General features: G+C 69.5%; 15 protein-coding genes. 6 read left to right on the forward strand and 9 right to left on the reverse strand.

What is annotated here, in order from left to right; all coding sequences use genetic code 11:
* Window positions 1-224: 224 nt before the first annotated feature.
* Genes ACFFGH_RS28095 through ACFFGH_RS28105 form a run of 3 tightly spaced genes read right to left on the reverse strand, consistent with a single transcriptional unit; the run spans window position 225 to window position 2,462 of the window.
* Entirely contained in the window at window positions 225-611 is a 387-nt protein-coding gene (locus ACFFGH_RS28095) for an ester cyclase (protein ID WP_386674832.1), read from the reverse strand.
* A gap of 41 nt (window positions 612-652) precedes the next feature.
* Complete coding sequence (locus tag ACFFGH_RS28100) at window positions 653-1,921, reverse strand: cation:proton antiporter domain-containing protein (RefSeq protein ID WP_386674835.1); 1,269 nt, start codon at window positions 1,919-1,921, stop codon at window positions 653-655.
* A 34-nt stretch (window positions 1,922-1,955) separates the two neighbouring features.
* Window positions 1,956-2,462, reverse strand: coding sequence for a DUF421 domain-containing protein (locus tag ACFFGH_RS28105; protein WP_386674838.1), 507 nt, complete (start codon window positions 2,460-2,462; stop codon window positions 1,956-1,958).
* Window positions 2,463-2,547: 85 nt separating this feature from the next.
* On the opposite strand from ACFFGH_RS28105, the gene ACFFGH_RS28110 reads away from it, so the two are divergent.
* Entirely contained in the window at window positions 2,548-2,832 is a 285-nt protein-coding gene (locus ACFFGH_RS28110) for an acylphosphatase (protein WP_386674841.1), read from the forward strand.
* 37 nt (window positions 2,833-2,869) lie between these two features.
* On the opposite strand, the gene ACFFGH_RS28115 is transcribed toward ACFFGH_RS28110, so the two are convergent.
* From ACFFGH_RS28115 to ACFFGH_RS28130, 4 genes are all read right to left on the reverse strand, one after another.
* On the reverse strand, window positions 2,870-3,067 hold the full coding sequence (locus ACFFGH_RS28115) for a DUF1918 domain-containing protein (protein WP_386674844.1): 198 nt from the start codon (window positions 3,065-3,067) through the stop codon (window positions 2,870-2,872).
* A gap of 61 nt (window positions 3,068-3,128) precedes the next feature.
* The gene (locus tag ACFFGH_RS28120; protein ID WP_386674847.1) at window positions 3,129-4,457 is read right to left on the reverse strand and encodes an MGH1-like glycoside hydrolase domain-containing protein; all 1,329 of its coding nucleotides are present in this window, start codon (window positions 4,455-4,457) and stop codon (window positions 3,129-3,131) included.
* Window positions 4,454-5,269: a sugar phosphate isomerase/epimerase family protein gene (locus tag ACFFGH_RS28125; RefSeq protein ID WP_386674849.1), complete on the reverse strand. Its 816-nt coding sequence runs from the start codon at window positions 5,267-5,269 to the stop codon at window positions 4,454-4,456. Before ACFFGH_RS28125 ends, ACFFGH_RS28120 begins: the two co-directional genes overlap by 4 nt.
* Window positions 5,266-6,336: a zinc-binding dehydrogenase gene (locus tag ACFFGH_RS28130; RefSeq protein WP_386674852.1), complete on the reverse strand. Its 1,071-nt coding sequence runs from the start codon at window positions 6,334-6,336 to the stop codon at window positions 5,266-5,268. Before ACFFGH_RS28130 ends, ACFFGH_RS28125 begins: the two co-directional genes overlap by 4 nt.
* Window positions 6,337-6,619: 283 nt before the next feature.
* On the opposite strand from ACFFGH_RS28130, the gene ACFFGH_RS28135 reads away from it, so the two are divergent.
* The 4 genes from ACFFGH_RS28135 (at window position 6,620) to ACFFGH_RS28150 (ending at window position 11,246) form a co-directional block, all read left to right on the forward strand.
* Window positions 6,620-8,029: an ABC transporter substrate-binding protein gene (locus ACFFGH_RS28135; protein WP_386674855.1), complete on the forward strand. Its 1,410-nt coding sequence runs from the start codon at window positions 6,620-6,622 to the stop codon at window positions 8,027-8,029.
* Window positions 8,030-8,126: 97 nt separating this feature from the next.
* Window positions 8,127-9,101: a carbohydrate ABC transporter permease gene (locus ACFFGH_RS28140; protein WP_386674858.1), complete on the forward strand. Its 975-nt coding sequence runs from the start codon at window positions 8,127-8,129 to the stop codon at window positions 9,099-9,101.
* The gene (locus ACFFGH_RS28145; protein ID WP_386674861.1) at window positions 9,098-10,054 is read left to right on the forward strand and encodes a carbohydrate ABC transporter permease; all 957 of its coding nucleotides are present in this window, start codon (window positions 9,098-9,100) and stop codon (window positions 10,052-10,054) included. The genes ACFFGH_RS28140 and ACFFGH_RS28145 overlap by 4 nt, the downstream gene beginning before the upstream one ends.
* Window positions 10,055-10,058: 4 nt before the next feature.
* Complete coding sequence (locus tag ACFFGH_RS28150; RefSeq protein ID WP_386674864.1) at window positions 10,059-11,246, forward strand: ROK family protein; 1,188 nt, start codon at window positions 10,059-10,061, stop codon at window positions 11,244-11,246.
* 6 nt (window positions 11,247-11,252) lie between these two features.
* Here ACFFGH_RS28150 and ACFFGH_RS28155 read toward each other — a convergent pair whose 3' ends face one another.
* Window positions 11,253-12,203, reverse strand: a complete 951-nt coding sequence (locus ACFFGH_RS28155; protein WP_386674867.1) for a hypothetical protein — start codon at window positions 12,201-12,203, stop codon at window positions 11,253-11,255.
* 272 nt (window positions 12,204-12,475) lie between these two features.
* On the opposite strand from ACFFGH_RS28155, the gene ACFFGH_RS28160 reads away from it, so the two are divergent.
* Complete coding sequence (locus ACFFGH_RS28160) at window positions 12,476-14,128, forward strand: FAD-dependent oxidoreductase (RefSeq protein WP_386674870.1); 1,653 nt, start codon at window positions 12,476-12,478, stop codon at window positions 14,126-14,128.
* A 27-nt stretch (window positions 14,129-14,155) separates the two neighbouring features.
* On the opposite strand, the gene ACFFGH_RS28165 is transcribed toward ACFFGH_RS28160, so the two are convergent.
* Window positions 14,156-14,530: a PH domain-containing protein gene (locus ACFFGH_RS28165; RefSeq protein ID WP_386674873.1), complete on the reverse strand. Its 375-nt coding sequence runs from the start codon at window positions 14,528-14,530 to the stop codon at window positions 14,156-14,158.
* Between the last annotated feature and the right edge of the window lie 44 nt (window positions 14,531-14,574).

The raw sequence follows: 14,574 nt of genomic DNA on the forward strand, positions 1-14,574 counted from the left end.
CGGCGTGCGGGTCGCCGGAGTCGCCACCGGGCGCCGTTCCACCGCCGGCTTCGACGCCCGCGGGGCACGCACCGGCTTCGTGGGCTCCGGCGCAACCCGCGGTGAGCAGATATCGCAGAGCTCGGTCTCAAACCCGTGGATGCACTCCGCCACTTCGGCTCCCCTCGCGCGGCCGAATGCGTCGGCCGCCTGCCCACGGTAACCGATCCCCCCGTGAGGCGAGTTCAGAGCTCGTGGATGCCCAGCTGCCGGAACCGGGTGAGGTTGTCCTCGACGCCCCACGCGCCCGCGAGGCGATCCCCTTCGAACCGGAAGAAGTAGACCTCGTCGATGTCCGAGAACCGCCGGCCGGTGGGCGGGTGTCCGCGCCAGGAGCCGAGCTGCGTCCCGGAGCAGCGGAGACGGGCCACCACGGTGGAACCGTCCGCCACGGTCTCGACGATCTCCATCCGGACGTCAGGGAACGACTGCCGGAACGGTTCGATCCAGCGGCGCGCACCGGCGGCGAAGCCGGGAGTCGCGATCGCTTCGAGCTCCTCGAAGTCGCCGCCGACCATCACCCGATCGACCAGTCGATGGACGACGTCGATCCAGGCAGCCTGATCCGTCACCGTTCCGCTCCTCCTCGCTCCCCCGCTGCAATTCGGAACGGTCACGGAGCGTCGTTTGTTCCGGATACCCGATTCTGCTCTGCTGCCGCCTCCGCTCGCCGCTGCAGCCACGTGCTCCACGGCATCGACGACAGCCCGTGGACGAACACCGAGATCGTGATGGCGAGCGTCGCGAGCGGGAAGATCCGCGGATCGCCGGTGTGCCGCTCGGCGATCGTGGCGTAGAGCAGCGCGGAAATGCCGACCGGAGCGAACCAGCTGAGGAACAGCGTCTCCGACCGGCTGTGCAGCGGGGCGAACACCGGACGAGCGACCCAGATCCCGACGAATCGCCGGAGGAGCAGCGCGGCGAGCACCACGATGGCCACCCACGGTCCGTCCCTCAGCCAGCGGTCGACCGGCAGCGACAGACCGAGCAGCAGGAACGCCGGGAGCGCCACGAACCGGTTCACCGTGTCATCGATGCGGTCCTCACGCTTGGCCTCCGAGCGGGGCACCACCTGACCGAACACCGCCGCCGCGACGAACACCGCCAGCACGGCGTCGACGGCCAGCACCCTCGAGGCGCCGAGCACGACGAGGGCCAGCGCCAGCACGAATCCGAGCGCCGACGTCTCCTCCATCAGCCCCTGCTTCTTCGTGTAGTTGAACAGCCGGCCGAGCCCGAATCCGGCCACCAGACCGATCGCCGCCCCGCCGAGCACCTCCCACAGGAGCACGCGGGTCAGCAGCTCCAGCCATGCATCGCCCGCCGGCCGGGTGATCGACAGCACCGCCAGCATCACGAAGAGCACACCGAGCCCGTCGTTCAGGCCGCTTTCCGCTGACAGGTTGAATCTCACCCGCTCCGGCACGTGCTCCTCCGCCACCGATCCCGTCACGATCGGGGTGGTCACGATGGGGTCGGTCGGGGTGATGATGGCCGCGATCAGCAGGGCGAGCAGAATCGGAAGCCCGGTACCGAGCGCGAGCACCGCCGTGGCGGTGAGGAACATCACCGGCATGCCGATGCCGATGGCCCCGAGGATCCAGCGCCGGTTCTTGCGCCAGTAGCCGTGCGGCAGGCGCAGTGCCACCCCCACCAGACCCACGGCCAGCGTGAACCGAGCCACCTCCTCGAGAAGACGCTGCGGATCCGGCGTCATCAGCCGCAGGTCCAGCACGCCGAGCGCGTGCGGCCCGAGCAGCAGACCGGCGAGCAGCGCAAGGGTCGGTGCGGGAAGGCTCAATCGCTGAAGCAGCCGCGAGAACGAGTTGAGCAGCAGGATCACCGTGGCGAAGAGCAGCACCACAAGGTAGAGCGGTTCCATCCCACGTCCTCTCCGAGCTCTCCGAGCTCCGCCGTCACGGTCCCTGCACGCCCTCCAGCGCCGATCCGCTGCCGAACTGACTCTCCGGGATCACGCTCAGCTTTCCGTTGGTCTCCAGCACGACGGCCGCGACCTGCGACAGGTCACCGGAACCGGTGCTGCGGACCGCCTGCTGAACCTCGGACTCCCCGACCCGGCATTTCGCCATCGCGTCCCGAAGCAGCTCGCCGTGCGTGAGAAGGAGCACCGGCTCAGCGGTGACCACCCTCCGGAATGCCTGCCAGCGCGATCCGAGGGACACCAGGAACTGCAGGACCAGCAGCAGGGCGAGCGCAGTCACGCCCTCCGCCCACGAGACGGTGCCGCTCAGCAGGATGGTGGCGAGCGTGGAGCCGAGCGCCACCGTGACGACGAAGTCGAAGGCGTTGAGCTGACTGAGTGACCGCTTGCCGGTCAGCCGCAGCAGCACGATCAGCGCGACATACGCCGCGCCGCCGACGAGCAGCACTCTGAGGAGATCGGACCAGGAATCGAACCACATGCCCCTGGACTATCACGCACGCCGCGAGACCCCCGAGCCCCGAACGGCATTCTTCTGACGACTCACAGGGGCTAGCGTCGATCGCATGTCGAACGTTGAGCGGATCCGGGTGCGCGCCGTGGCGCGAGGAGCGGTGCAGGGTGTGGGCTTCCGGTACTCGGCACGTCGAGAGGCTCAGAAGCTGGGCCTCGGCGGATTCGCGCGCAACCTCCCCGACGGCGGTGTCGAACTGGAGGCGGAGGGGAGCCCCGAGGCCGTCGAGGAGTTCATCGCCTGGTCGCGTCGTGGTCCCATCGGCGCCCGGGTCGACGACCTTGACGCTGAGGACGTCCCCGCGGTCGGAGAGCAGGACTTCACCATCCGCCGGTGACGGGAAGTCCGTCCGCCTCGACCGCTGGGCCGGCGCCTCAGGTCGTGTTCGGCTGCGTGCTGTCGACGGTGAAGTCGCCGCCCGGGAAGATGAGGGTCTCGTGCCCGTCGTCGAACTTCACCGCGTACGGCGGTGCGCCGTCCTTGCCACGCACCTCGACGATCTCCCCGTGCCGGTCTCCCGCCCCGACGGTGCGGCCGTGAATCGTGATCCTGTCGCCCTGCTTCACACTCATGGAGGCTCCTCCCATCCCCAGAGTACGACCGAGCGGGGCGGTGGGGAATGGGGAGCTGTGCTCAATACTCCAAGAGGCGCACGTGGAGGTCGAGGGACAGCGCGGCGGTCCAGCTGAAACGGCGGGTGCCGTGCGCGGCACCGGTGATCGGGTCGAGGTACTCCGCGAAGTCGCTCTCCACCGCCCGGGCGCCCATCGTGTCGGCGAGCACCCGCGCCTCCGTCTCGAGCCCGCACTCCAGCAGCCCGTTCACAAGGACCCAAGCGGTGTTGAACCAGGCTGGCCCACGCCAGTAGCGGGACGTGTCGAACTCGGGTGCGGTCAGATCGAAGCTCGGCACCAGCACCGATCGCCCCAGCCTGAAGTGCTCGCCGTGCAGCGTGCCGAGCAGTTCGTCGACGTGCAGCAGGTCCGGCACGATCAGCGGCAGCAGCCCCGTGATGCTGCGGAACCGCTGCGGTTCGCAGCTCACCCGGTCGACCGGCACGTAGCAGCCCAGCTCGGCGTCCCACAGGTCCTCGAGGGCCTCCGTCAGCGCGGCGGCGCGGTCGGCATGGTCGGCCTCGATGCCGAGCTCCTCGGCGATCCGGCCGAGGGCCAGCTCCGACCGGATCCACAGCGCGGTGACGCCCGGATCGGTCACCCGGAACGGCGTCGCGGCCACGCTGTCGTCGCAGCCGGCGTCCCGGTAGGTCGCCGCCAGGGAGAGGTACTTCTCGTACTCCGCGTTCGACGGGCGCTCGGTCACGTCGGCATGCCGCAGGTCGGGGCGGGGCACGTTCCCGCCGAATGTTCCGCGCACGGCGGCGAGGGGGGCATCCCAGGCGGGCGAGTTGTCCATCCCGGTCTCCCACGGGTGCACGGTGAACGCCAGCCCGGCTTCGTCCGATCGCCGCCTGCGCAGATACTCGTGCCAGGCGACCAGCCGCGGATACGCCCGGTCCAGGAACCGGCGGCGGCGCGACTCCTCCGGATCAGCCTCGTGCACGAGCAGCGCCGCCCACGCGTGATTGGGCGGCTGGATCAGTCCGGCGGTCGGAACCGGCGCGGAGCCGGGGATAAGCTCGCTGCGCCAGAAGGATGCGCCGGGCGAGTACTCGTCGTCCCGGCCCGACGCGAACACGATCTGCGGCAGCCGCCCGTCTGCCCACTGGGCGCCGAGCAGCGACTCGAGCTCCTGCTGCGCCCGCCTGGGCGACACGTGCCGGAGCCCCACGGCGATGAAGGCCGAATCCCAGCTCCACTGGTGCGGGTACAGGCCACTCGCCGGCACGGTGTAGAGGCCGCGCCAGTTCTCCATGAGCACGCGGGTCGCCTCCGAGACGAGATCGGGTGAAGGGATCTCTTCCGTGTCCGGTTCGGAGGCCGAACTCCGTCGCTCGCTGGTCACAGGTACCGCCGCAGGAACGGCGGCACACGCGGCAGCACGACGCCGGCCGGCCCGGAGAGCCGCGACTCGATCGCGACCGGACCGTCGTAGCCGATGGACCGCAGCGTCGCCCCGATGAGCGGCCAGTCGACGTGCCCGGCGCCCGGTTCCAGCCGGTTCGAGTCGCTCGCCTGCACGTGCCCGAGATACCCGGCGGCGGCGGCGAGGGAGGCGGCTGGGTCCGCCTCCTCGATGTTCATGTGGTACGTGTCGGCGCCGATCTTCACGCTGTCGAGCCCGACGGCCTGCAGCAGTTCCACCGCGGCGGCCAGCGTGTTGACCATGTGATCCTCGTACCGGTTGAGCGGTTCCAGATACAGGGTCACACCGAGGCGCGCGGCCTCCTCACCAAGGTCGCCGAGGGCGTCCTCGAGCACCGCCCGGTCCTCCTCCGCGCTGCGCGGCGGCTCGAACGGCGGCAGCCGGCGCGAGAACATGCCCCACGACGCCGGGGTCATCGCGCCGCGTCCTCCGATCTCAGCCATGACCCTCAGCTGATCCCGCATCTGCTCCCGGGCGTCGCGCCGCAGCTCCTCGTCGAAGGCGCCGATGAAGTGGCTCATCTCGACGCAGACGGTGGGCATCGGGATGCCGGCGGCGGCCGCGCGCTTCAGCTCCGGCAGCCGGGCGGCGAACGCGCCGTTTCCCTGCGCCCGCAGCTCGATCCCGTCGAACCCCCAGGACCGGGCGAGCTCCCACTTCTGCTCGATCGGCAGCGTCTCGCCGTCGGGTCCCGTGAGGTACTGCTCCTGCACACAGATGGCGTTCGTCATGCGCGGCCTCGCTGTTCGCTCGAATCCTGCTCGGTGAAGTCGAGCACCACCTGCAGTGCTTCCCCTGGGCGCTCGTCGAGCATCCGGTACGCGTCCGCCGCGTCACGGTACGGCACCTGGTGCGAGATGAGGCTCAGCACGTCGAGGCGGCCGCTCTCGGCGAGGGCGATGGCGGTGCTCCACAGCCGGTAGCGGTCCCACCGATGGGCGATGCCGGCCCCGACCCCGGAGATCTGGGACGAGACCAGTTGCACTCGGTTGTGGTGGAACTCCTCACCCAGCCGCAGGCCGACCGCATCGCCCACCGAGAACCCGGCGACCACCACCCGCGAGTTGTAGGCGACGGCGCGGATCGCCTCATGCAGCGCGCGCACGTTGCCAGTGATCTCGATCGCGACGTCCGCACCGCGATCGTCGGTGAGGTCCCGGATGGTCTCGGCGGCGGATCCCGCCGCCACGTCGAGCACCAGGTCGGCGCCGAGCGCGGTCGCGAGCTCGCGCCGTGCGGCGATCCCCTCGACCGCGATGACGCGGGCGCCGTTCAGCCTGGCGAGCTGCGCGACGAGCTGCCCCGGCACGCCGAGCCCGAACACGGCGACCGTCTCCCCGACATGCACATCGGCGTCGAGCACCGCGTTGAGCGCGACCGCGCCGATGTGGGAGAACATGCCGATGCGGGGGTCGGCGTCCACGTCGAGCAGCCGCGCGGCGGCGAACTCGGCGTCGAGCTCGGCCGTGGTGCGGTGCCCCCAGGTGCCCCAAACCCGCTTGCCGAGCAGCGCCCGGTCGGCGTCCGCCCCGACCTCGACGATCTCGCCGACCTCCTCGTAGCCGAGGTTCAGCACCGGGTAGCTGAGTTCCTCCGCACCCTCCACGAAGAGCCGGCGGTCGAGGTCCCAGTGCTTGGAGAGGTGCGGGCTGCTGCCCCGGTAGCTGGTGAGCTCCGTGCCGGCGGAGATCCCCGAGTAGAGGGTCCGCACGCGCACCTCGGAGGCGCGGAGGGCGGGCTCGTCTTCCTCGACGATCTCGACGACGCCGGGAGCGGAGAAGCTCACCACCGAGCGCATTTCGGTCCTTCCTGACCGTCGTCGCCGGACGAGACGGAACGCTCACACCCTAATTCCGCTCGATGCGAAAGGACAACCTTCGTCCAGCGGCCGGACGAAAGCCCTTCTGAGTGTTGCGGGCCATCGTGTCCGTTTTGTTGCCAATTCGGTCTTGTCGTCGGACATAATTCGGGTGTTCAATGAGCGCAGTGCTCCGCGGTTCGTGGATCCAGTCGACGACGACGCGGATGAGCGCTCCCGCCCCGGCGGACAACAACAGCAACCCTGCGAACCAAGGAGAGAAATGCGGAAGCAGATACTGGCCATTCCCGCCCTGGCCGTCACGACCGCGCTGGCCCTGACAGGCTGCGGTGGCGGCGACGGCGGCGGAGCAGGCGGAGGCGGGAACGGCGAAGACGTGAGCCTGCTGATCTGGACCACGGAAGACGTCGCCGACCGCATCGAGACCCAGGAGGAGATGCTGACGCGCTTCTCCGACGAGACGGGGATCGAGACCGAGCTGGTGGCCGTCGCGGCCGATCAGCTGCCGACCGTGCTGAGCTCCGCGGCGGCATCCGGCGAGCTGCCCGACGCGATCGCCGCGGCATCCCTCTCATCCATCTACCAGTTCGCCATCGACGACCTGCTCGACACCGACGCAGCGGCCGCCGTGGTGGACGCGCTCGGCTCCGACACGTTCTCGGCCCGAGCACTCGAGCTGACGACGAGCGACGAGGGCGCACAGCTCGCCGTGCCGAGCGATGGCTGGGCGCAGCTGCTCTACTACCGCAGCGATCTGTTCGAGGAGGCCGGGCTCGACGCCCCGGAGACGTTCGATGACATCATGGAGGCCGCCTCCACCCTCGACTCGCCCGATCTGGCAGGCATCACCCTCGCGACCGCGCCGGGCGACGGGTTCACCCAGGAGACGTTCGAGCACATCGCCCTGGCGAACGGCTGCGAACTGGTCGACGACGCCGGTGAGGTCGCGCTTGAAAGCCCCGAGTGTGTCGGCGCGCTCGAGTTCTTCGCGGAGATCGCCAGCGAATACTCCGTCGAGGGCAACCAGGACGTCGACACGACTCGCGCGACGTACTTCGCCGGCGACGCGGCGATGATCATCTGGTCGTCGTTCCTGCTCGACGAGCTGGCGGGCCTGCGCAACGACGCCCTGCCCACCTGTGCCGAGTGCGAGGGTGACCCGACGTTCCTGTCCCAGAACACCGGCATCGTCGGGCCGCTGCAAGGTCCCGACGCGAGCGAGCCGGCCGCCTTCGGCGAGATCGTCTCCTGGGCGATCATGGCCGACGCCGCGCCGGAGACACAGGATCTGGTGGAGTGGATGATGAGCGACGCCTACCTGGACTGGCTCGCCATCGCGCCGGAGGGCAAGGTTCCGACCCGCATGGGGACGACTGACAGCCCCACGGAGTTCGCTGACGCGTGGGCGGGCCTCGAGGCGGGCGTCGACACCGTCCAGCCGCTCTCGGAGCTCTACCCGGAGGAGGTGCTCGCCTCCGTCGCCTCAGCTCCCGAGAGCTTCGACCGCTGGGGCATCCCCCAGGGGTACGGAGAGCTCGCCGGCGCCGTCGCCGGTCAGCTGGTGATGCCGAAGCTCATCTCCGAGATGATCAACTCCGGGCTGGGCGCCGAGGAGGCAGCACAGCAGGCCGCCGAACAGGTGACGCAGATCAAGGAGGACCTGGGGCTGTGACCCCATCGCTGGTTGAGCGCCGCCCTGAGCCCGCCGAAGGGTAGCTCAGAACGGCGCTCGACCAGCGGCCCCTCCCGACGACTCAGATCGGCTAATCGTGGCAACCTCTCTCGAAACGAAGCCGGGCAGGACCCGCCGGCGACGAACCCTCACCCAGCGCGACGCCCGCACCGGGCTGGCGCTCGTCAGTCCCACACTGATCATCGTGCTGGCCGTGGTGGTGGTGCCGCTCATCTGGAGCGTCCTCATCGCGTTCCAGCGGATGCGGCTCATCAACGTCGGCCGGCAGGGCGTGTTCGAAGACCTCTCCGTCGACAACTTCCTCCGAGTGCTCACCTCCGACGCCCTGTGGTCGAGCCTCGGCGTGACCTTCGCCTACACCATCGGATCCGTGTTCCTGGCGGTGAGCCTCGGGCTGCTGGCGGCGATGGTGGTTCGCCGCCCATTCCGTGGCCGAACCTTCGTGCGTGCGGCGTTCCTGCTGCCGTACGTGGCACCGGTCGTCGCGGTCACCTTCGTCTGGCGCGTCATGCTGAACCCCGAGTTCGGCATCGTGAACCACTTCGGTGAGAACGTGCTCGGCTGGCCCAGGGGCATCCCGTTCCTGTCGCAGGCGAGCGGGTCGATCGGGATCCTGGGCGCCGAGGTGCCGGTGCCGACGGCGCTGCTCACGGTGATCGCGTTCGCCGGGTGGCAGTCCTTCCCCTTCGCCTTCCTCTTCCTGATGGCGAGGCTCGAGGCGATGTCCACCGAGCCCGAGGAGGCGGCACTGGTCGATGGGGCGAGTCCCCTGCAGTCCTTCCGCTACATCGTGCTGCCGCAGCTGATGCCGGTGATCTCACTCCTCGTGCTGCTGCGCACGATCTGGAACTTCAACGAGTTCGACGCGATCTTCCTGCTCACCGGCGGCGCCGCCGGCACCGGAGTCGCGAGCGTGCGGATCTACGAACTGCTCACCGTGCAGCAGAACGTGGGTGGCGCCGCCGCGCAGTCCGTGGTGCTCGCCCTCGTGCTCATCTTGCTGCTGAGCGTCTACGTGCTCATGATGCGGCGCCGAGGGGAGAAGCTGTGACCACGACACCGAGAGAGGCGCCGATCGCGGAGCAGGCCGCACCCAAGGGCGGCGCGCCCGGCACCATGGTGCGATCACCGCGGAAGTGGAGCGCCGATCGGATCCAACGGCGGGTCCTCGGCATCCTGCGGTGGGTCGTCATGGGGCTGTTCCTTCTCGCGACGCTGTTCCCGTTCTATTACATGCTGCTGCTCTCGATCCGGCCGATCGCGAGCCTGCTCCGCGATCCCGGATCGCTGATCGTAGCGGTCGAGGACTTCACCCTCTCCACGTACGCGGAGGTGCTCGCCCCGCAGAGCCAGGGCGGTCAGGGGTTCCTGAGCTTCCTCGGCAACAGCCTGTTCGTCGCGATCGGATCGGTGCTGGTGGCCCTCCTCATCGCGATCCCGGGCGCCTACGCCATCGCTCGTCTGCCGTTCTTCGGCCGGCGGAAGATCAGCGCACTGTTCCTCGCGACGTACCTCTTCCCAGCGATCGTGCTTGCCATCCCGCTGTTCGTGCTGTTCACCCGGATCGGGCTGCGCGGCTCGCTCTTCGGTCTGATCTTCGTCTACACGGCGCAGACCGTGCCGGTGGCGATCTACATGCTGCGCAACTACTTCGAGACGGTGCCGGAATCCATCGAGGAAGCCGGGCTCGTCGACGGTCTCAGCCGGCTCGGCGTGCTTCGGCGGATCAGTCTGCCCCTGGCGACCCCGTCGATCATGGCGACCGGGCTGTTCATCTTCATGATCGCCTGGAACGAGTTCCTGTTCGCGCTGCTGTTCCTGATCGACAAGCGCGACCAGTGGACGGTGTCGCTCGGGCTGGCAAGCCTGTCGGGGAGCATCGAGGTACCCACTACAGTGCTGATGGCAGGCTCGGTCGTGCTGACGCTGCCCATCATCGTCCTCTTCTTCGCGACGGAGCGACTGCTCACCGGAGGCCTCACCGCGGGCGCCGAGAAGGGATAACCGGATGCCTGCGGGAAACGCGTCAGCGGGTGAGATCCTCGAGCTCGTCCGCACCGGTCAGGTGCGCACGCGCCGCGAGCTGCAGGAGGTCACCGGCCTCTCCCGCTCGACCCTGGCGATCCGGATGACCCAGCTCACCGCCGCCGGCTACGTGCGCGAGATCGGGCAGGTCGCCGGGAACACCGGCCGTCCGGCGAAGATCCTGTCGTTCGACGAGGCGGGCCAGCTGGTGCTCGCCGTCGACCTCGGCGCCACCCACGCGCACGTCGCACTCATCGACGGCGGCGGCACCGTCATCTCCGAGGCGACCAGCGAGCTGAAGATCGCCACCGAGCCGGATGAGGTGGTGCGGTTCGTCGCCCGGCGCGCGGGCGAGCTGCTGAGCCGCGCCGGACGGTCGATGGCGGAGGTCGCCGGGGTGGGGGTTGGCATCCCCGGGCCGGTGCGCTTCACGACGCAGCGGCCGAACACTCCCCCGATGATGCCGGGCTGGCACGACTTTCCCGTCGCCGACCGGTTGCGCGACGCGCTCGGCCTGCCGGTGTTCCTCGACAACGACGCGAACCTGATGGGTCTCGGCGAGGCGCGGGCCCGCTACGCCGACGCCCCGAGCCTCGTCTTCGTGAAGGTCGGCACCGGCATCGGCGCCGGCGTGATCCTGCACGGCCAGCCGGAGCGCGGCATCGCGGGCGGCGCCGGCGACATCGGCCACATCCGGATCGTCGGGCAGGACGAGGGCCGGCTGTGCAACTGCGGCGCGACGGGCTGCCTCGCCACCGAGGCCTCCGGCGGGGCGCTGGCCCGGCAGCTCCTCGAGGCCGGACGCGACGTGGCATCCACGGCGGACGTCGCCAGGCTCATCGCGGCAGGCGACCCGCTCACCGTGTCGCTGGTCGAGCGGGCCGGGCATCTGCTCGGCGAGGTGCTCGCGACCTCGGTGGCGCTGCTGAACCCGTCGGTGCTCGTCCTCGGCGGCCTGATCCCGTCGGCCGGCCCGCAGCTGCTCGCCGCGGTGCGGGAAAGCATCTTCCAGCGCACGGTGCCGCTTGCCACCCGTGAGCTCACGATCGCCAGCAGCTCCCTCGGCGCCGACGCCGCCGTGCAGGGCGCCCGTCACCTGGTGATCGACCAGACCTTCTCCGCGGCCGCCGTCGACGCCCGCCTCACCTCCGCCGCCACCGTCATCGCCTGACGGCCGTCACCCTTTCCGCAGGAAGCGGCGGGCAAGCCACACCACCACACCGACGACCACGGCGGCGATCAGCGGCGGCACGACCAGCTCCGGCATGCCCACCGCCATCCGGAACACTGCGAACCCGTAGTCGAGCATCTCCAGGGGATACTGCAGCAGGATCCGGGTGCCGGTCGCGGCGCTCACCGCGGTGATCGCGGCCGCCCCGATCCACAGCGCGAGCACGCTCACGAGGACCGCGACGATCCGTCCAGCGGTGCGCACTCCGCACCACCCGATCGCCGTCCCCACGAGCACCGCCGGCACCCATTGCGCCAGGCCGAGCAGCACCCAGCTGATGCTTCCCGGCCCGGTTTCCAACTGGCCGAGCAGCGAGTTCAGCGAGATGCCCGCGGCGAGCGCCGCCGCGCTCAACCCGATCGTCGCGCCGGGCACCGGCGCGCGCGAGATCAGCAACAGCACCGCGAGCGCCAGAGCGATCGACACGATCGCCACGGCGACGAGGGCGTTCAGGTAGAACCGCGCCGCGTCGCTCCGCTCGAGCCCGCCGGCGACCACCAGCCACGCCTGCACGCCGGCGATCGCGTACACCAGCACCACCCCGAGGGCGATTCCAAGGATCCCGCGACGCGGGAGTCGGTGCCGTATCCCGCGGGCGACGAGGCCCGCGATCCCCGCACCGGTGATCAGCAGCCCGGGGATCAGTGTGGTCGAGTACTGGCTGAGGGGCAGCAGCGCGATCGGCATCGCCTCGGGCGGCGCGACTGTCGCCCAGAGGTTCTGAAGTGGAAGGCGCATACCGGTCAGGAGCCACGGCAGGAGGCCGATCAGCGCCGCGGCTGCACCGATGCCGAGACAGACCACCAGGCTCAGGCTCGGCGTGTGATCCTCAACGACGGCCGGAGGCGGCGCGACGATCGAAGCGGCATCCGCGAACCCGGGCGTGTCGTCGGTCAATGTGCCCCCATCCTGGAACGACCGCGGCGACCCCCACCGCCCGCGGTCGTGCCCATCCTGGCACGACCTGCGCGCTCACCGCCGCGCAGTGGGGCGTGAGCCGGTGGCGGCCGCACCCGTCCAGGCATCATCCCGGCGTTTCGTGCGCCTGAGGGACTCTCGGCCATGGCAGAAGTGCCCATATGCTGACCGGACGACGTGCGGCATCGAGGTCCGAATCCACCGCGCGGGGCCTCCGTCGTGATCGCTGTCAGATTCGGGACGGGTGCTCGATGGGGTTGGGATCGTCACGGCCACACGCCGACGCGCCGTTCGACCTGTGCGTTGTCGGAGCGGGTCCTGTGGGACTTTCGCTGGCACTCGAGGCGGCGTCGCTCGGCCTCCGAGTTCTGGTGGTCGAGGCCGGTGGCAGCTCACCGAAGCGACGGGAGACGACCCCGCGCTCGAGCGCGAACGTCCTGAACACCGCGCATCACGCTCCGGTCGGTGAGGTGACGGTGCATGCACTCGGCGGCACATCGTGGCTGTGGGGCGGACGGTGCGTGCCGTTCGAGCCGATCGACTATGAGCGAAGAGATCACGTTCCGAATTCGGGCTGGCCCGTGTCAGCGGACGAGATCACGCGATGGCACGCCCGCGCGTCGGCATATGTCGATTGCGGAGGGGCGACCTTCCGGGACCAGGCCGGAGGGTGGGCAGGTCTCGGAGAGGTGGAGCTGTCCCAGCTGGAGCGCTGGTCCCGCCGCCCCAAGCTCGGGCGTGCCCTCGGGGCGAAAGCGGCCGCGCACCCGGGCATCGTGATGCGCACCGGGACGACGGTGAACGACGTGGTGCTCGGTGACGACGGCGACCGCGTGGACCATCTCCGTGGGACCGACCGGCACGGGCGTGCCATCCGCGTCGTCGCCCACGACTACGCCATCGCCTGCGGAGGCCTCGGCACCACACGACTGCTGCTGTCGATGCAGGCGAGGAGCCAGGATATTCTGGGTGGAGACGGAGGGCCGCTCGGGCGCTATTACATGGGCCACATCACCGGGAGCATCGCCACCATCGTGCTTACCCGGCCGGATGACGTGGGCGATCTGGACTTCACCGTCGGCTCGGGCGGCGCGCACGTGCGAAGGCGGTTCACCTTTTCTTCTGCCGCACAGCGTGCGCACCGGCTGCTGAACACCTCCTTCTATATCGGCAACCCTCCGCTGTACGACCACCGACACCGGAATCCCACCCTCTCGTTAGTGGTGCTGGCGATGGCCATGCCGGTTGTCGGAAGGATCTTCACGTCACGAGCTTCGCGACGACGGCATCTCGGCGGCACCAGGGTCTCGTACTCCCGGCACCTGATGAACGTGCTGCGACATCCCTGGCGGGCCGCAGGAGAACTGTCGAGCATCTTCTGGCTGCGGTACCTCGCCCCGGTGCGACGACGGGTGTTCATCGCCCGGAGCCCTCGCGGCGAATACGCGCTGCAGTATCACGCTGAGCAGATCCCCAACCGGGAGAGCCGGATCTGGCTCAACGACACCGTCGCGCCCGACGGACTTCCGAACCTCGACATCGACTTCCGCTACTCCCGGCAGGACGTGGAGTCGGTGCTGCGTGCGCACGAGCTGCTGGACGAGCGGCTTCGCTCCAGTGGGAAGGGTCGACTGCGCTACCTGCATCCGAAGCAGGAGCTGGAGCGAGCCGTGATGGCGCAGGCACTCGACGGATACCACCAGATCGGCACCACCCGCATGAGCTCGGACCCCGCTCTGGGCGTCGTCGACGCGGAGTGCCGCGTCCACGGGATGGCGAACCTGTATCTCGCCTCGAGCAGCTGCTTCCCCACGGCGGGTGAGGCCAATCCGACGTTCATGGCAGTGTGCCTCGGCGTCAGGCTCGCGCACCGTCTGCACGCCCGCGCTGCCGACTCGCCGTGAGCAGACGTCCCCGCCCCGGTCAGCGGCTCACAGCACGAACGAGCTGATCAGCCGGTTGAGGTACGTGACGTCGAACCGGCCCTTGAACTCGAGCCGCACCTTGCCCAGCCCGCTGAACCAGATCTCCAGCTCCGCGTCGAGGTCGAAGGTGCCCGCGGTCTCCACCGACCAGGACTGGATCTTCGAGTACGGCAGCGATGTGAGGTCCCGCTTCTTGCCCGTCATGCCCTGCACGTTGACGGCGAGGATGCGCTTGTTCGTGAAGACGACGTAGTCGCGGAGTGCCTTGGCCGCCACCATGATCTGCTCGCCCTCCACGAAGATCGGTTCGATCAGCGGAGCGACGTCCGCAGGGTTGCACTGGGAGAGCTTGAACAGGGAGCCGTTCTGGAAGTCGATCATCGTCCGACCATAGCCATCCGTCCTAGGTTTGGACCGGGAAGCGA

The sequence above is a fragment of the Lysobacter korlensis genome (assembly GCF_042434515.1).

Excerpts from the sequence above, each read along its gene's own strand:
- ACFFGH_RS28100 (WP_386674835.1), bottom strand. The coding sequence starts at position 1,921 with ATGGAACCGCTCTACCTTGTGGTGCTGCTCTTCGCCACGGTGATCCTG.
- ACFFGH_RS28105 (WP_386674838.1), bottom strand. The coding sequence starts at position 2,462 with ATGTGGTTCGATTCCTGGTCCGATCTCCTCAGAGTGCTGCTCGTCGGC.
- ACFFGH_RS28110 (WP_386674841.1), top strand. The coding sequence starts at position 2,548 with ATGTCGAACGTTGAGCGGATCCGGGTGCGCGCCGTGGCGCGAGGAGCG.
- ACFFGH_RS28115 (WP_386674844.1), bottom strand. The coding sequence starts at position 3,067 with ATGAGTGTGAAGCAGGGCGACAGGATCACGATTCACGGCCGCACCGTC.
- ACFFGH_RS28125 (WP_386674849.1), bottom strand. The coding sequence starts at position 5,269 with ATGACGAACGCCATCTGTGTGCAGGAGCAGTACCTCACGGGACCCGAC.
- ACFFGH_RS28130 (WP_386674852.1), bottom strand. The coding sequence starts at position 6,336 with ATGCGCTCGGTGGTGAGCTTCTCCGCTCCCGGCGTCGTCGAGATCGTC.
- ACFFGH_RS28135 (WP_386674855.1), top strand. The coding sequence starts at position 6,620 with ATGCGGAAGCAGATACTGGCCATTCCCGCCCTGGCCGTCACGACCGCG.
- ACFFGH_RS28150 (WP_386674864.1), top strand. The coding sequence starts at position 10,059 with ATGCCTGCGGGAAACGCGTCAGCGGGTGAGATCCTCGAGCTCGTCCGC.
- ACFFGH_RS28160 (WP_386674870.1), top strand. The coding sequence starts at position 12,476 with ATGGGGTTGGGATCGTCACGGCCACACGCCGACGCGCCGTTCGACCTG.
- ACFFGH_RS28165 (WP_386674873.1), bottom strand. The coding sequence starts at position 14,530 with ATGATCGACTTCCAGAACGGCTCCCTGTTCAAGCTCTCCCAGTGCAAC.